Raw genomic sequence first — 1,177 nt, forward strand, 5'->3', positions numbered from 1 at the left:
TAAATAGCTGTTCCGAATAATAGATCACTTTGAGGGAACTCAGCCCGGATTGTGCGATCTGATCAATCGCCAAACATCACAAATCACCAGCCGGACTGAGCGATGCCGATCATAGCACCAATTCCACGCAGCGAACGACGCCTGATGCAGAAAACCATTCACAAAACTCCCGACAAGAATCACGCCCGCAGGCTTATCGCCATACTGATGTTGCACCGGGGCGAACGTGTCAGCGTTGTGGCCAGAACGCTCTGCTGCGCCCGTTCTTCCGTCGGGCGCTGGATTAACTGGTTTACACTTTACGGTGTTGAAGGTCTTGAATCCCTGCCGGCAGGACGCGGGCGACGCTGGCCCTTTGAACAGATATGCGCCCTGCTGAAGCGACTTGTTGAACGCTCTCCCGGCGACTTTGGTTATCAGCGCTCACGCTGGAGTACGGAGTTACTGGCGATAAAAATTAACCAGATAACCGGCTGTGAGCTGCATCCCTCTACCGTGCGCCGCTGGTTGCCTGCGGCAGGCCTTGTCTGGCGCAGAGCAGCCCCAACGCTGCGCATCCGTGACCCGAACCGGGCGGCAAAAATGGCAGCGATAAACGCGGCACTGGCCGGATGTTGTGCGGAGCATCCTGTGTTTTACGAAGATGAGGTAGATATTCATCTGAACCCCAAAATCGGGGCTGACTGGCAGTTGCGCGGTCAGCAAAAGCAGGTGGTCACACCTGGACAGAATGAAAAATACTACCTTGCCGGTGCACTGAATAGCTGTACTGGGCGGGTCAGTTATGTTGGCAGCAGCAGTAAAAGCTCGAAGCTGTTTATCAGCCTTTTGATGCACCTGAGAGCGAGTTACAGACGGGCGAAGACCATCACGCTGATCGTGGATAACTACATCATTCATAAAAGCCATGAAACGCAGCGCTGGCTGAAAGCCAACCCGAAGTTCATCGTGATTTATCAACCGGTGTATTCACCGTGGGTAAACCATATTGAGCGACTCTGGCTGGCGCTGCATGAGACGATAACCCGAAACCATCAGTGCCGTTCTATGTGGCAACTACTGAAAAAGGTTCGCCATTTTATGAAAACAGCCAGTCCATTCCCGGGTGGCCGACATGGTCTCGCAAAAGTGTAGCGGTATTAGGAACAGCTATTTAGACTGTCTCTTATACACATCT

General features: G+C 52.8%; 1 protein-coding gene. It reads left to right on the forward strand.

The window, feature by feature from the left end:
* Positions 1–102: 102 nt before the first annotated feature.
* On the forward strand, positions 103–1,134 hold the full coding sequence (locus tag ACLRGG_RS21195) for an IS630 family transposase (RefSeq protein ID WP_416251565.1): 1,032 nt from the start codon (positions 103–105) through the stop codon (positions 1,132–1,134).
* Positions 1,135–1,177 lie beyond the last annotated feature (43 nt).

The organism is Erwinia sp. PPS120 (assembly GCF_047918655.1).
Lineage (GTDB): Bacteria > Pseudomonadota > Gammaproteobacteria > Enterobacterales > Enterobacteriaceae > Erwinia > Erwinia tasmaniensis_A.